This window comes from Rhizobacter sp. P2_H2, from assembly GCF_056403375.1.
Genome location: NZ_JBFUFP010001498.1, coordinates 1 through 1002 on the forward strand (window position 1 = coordinate 1; position 1002 = coordinate 1002).

The following is a 1002-nucleotide window of genomic DNA, read 5'->3' on the forward strand; positions in this document are numbered from 1 at the left end:
GCGCGAGACGGTGCACTTCGAGACGCTGCCCGCGCGCAGCCGGGCCGCGTCGGCGCAGGTGGCGGCCCGGGCCTACTGCGAGGGCACGCCGTTGCGCAGCGAGATCGAGGCGCGGTCTGCCGGCGACCTGGCCGAGGCGACGGCGGCCTGCGCCGACGCGCTGGCCGCGCGCTTCGGGCGGGGTGCGGTGGACGGGCAGATCCAGGCGCACATCGTCGCGGTGCGCAAGGACGCGTAGCCGGGCTGGCGTGAGCGCGCTTCAGCGCAGCGAGGTCAGCCAGTCGCAGCGCAGCCGCCGGGCCCGGTGCAGCCAGCGCCGCAGCGCCACATAGCGCCCGGGTACGAAGAACAGCAGCACGCAGGCGCCGGCCACGACCGGCTGGCGCAGCAGCAGCGAGGCCGGCAGCCCCATCCAGCCCATCACCCAGAGCGTCAGCACGGCATCCCAGGTGTGGTACTCGACCGGCTGCAGCTCGCGGTGGCCGACATGCCACTGCTTGACAGCCTGCAACTGGTCGAGCGTCATGGGGATGGACCGTTGGGTGTCAGGCCGCGAGCGGCATGGCGGCGGGCCTGCGGCGGCGTGCAGTCGCCAACTGCATCAACGCCAGTGCGCCCAGGCCGGCCAGCAGCAGCGAGGCGACCGGCAGTTCGGGCACGGCGCTGACCGAGACGCTGAGGATGTCAGCCGTCAGCACGACCCGGAAGATGTTGTAGTCGCTGATGCTGAACAGGCCGCTGGTCCACAGCGTGTTGAGCCACTGGGTGGTCGGCAGGCTGTTGCCCGTGAAGGACGTGTCCGGGCCGAACAGCGTCATGTTGTAGCCGACGTTGTTGTGCTGGGTGTTGAACGATACGGTGTCGCTCGAGGTGGGGATCGGCAATTGGGTCGTCCCGTTGTCGAAGACCGACAGGCCCAGGGCGGTGAACTCCAGCGGTGTGCCGCCCGCCCATTGAAGCGTCAGTCCGTAAGGCGGGACCAGGGTCTCGTAGCCCATGTAG

2 protein-coding genes and 1 pseudogene are annotated in these 1002 nt (G+C 70.5%); 1 reads left to right on the forward strand and 2 read right to left on the reverse strand.

Annotated elements, in window-relative coordinates:
- Positions 1-238, forward strand: a pseudogene (locus tag AC1D15_RS34225) (SAM-dependent methyltransferase); the annotation flags it as partial.
- 21 nt (positions 239-259) lie between these two features.
- On the opposite strand, the gene AC1D15_RS34230 reads toward AC1D15_RS34225, so the two are convergent.
- The gene (locus tag AC1D15_RS34230; RefSeq protein ID WP_465111728.1) at positions 260-526 is read right to left on the reverse strand and encodes a hypothetical protein; all 267 of its coding nucleotides are present in this window, start codon (positions 524-526) and stop codon (positions 260-262) included.
- Between the two features lie 19 nt (positions 527-545).
- A partial coding sequence (locus AC1D15_RS34235) for a hypothetical protein (RefSeq protein ID WP_477829576.1) occupies positions 546-1002 on the reverse strand: 457 nt, incomplete at its 5' end.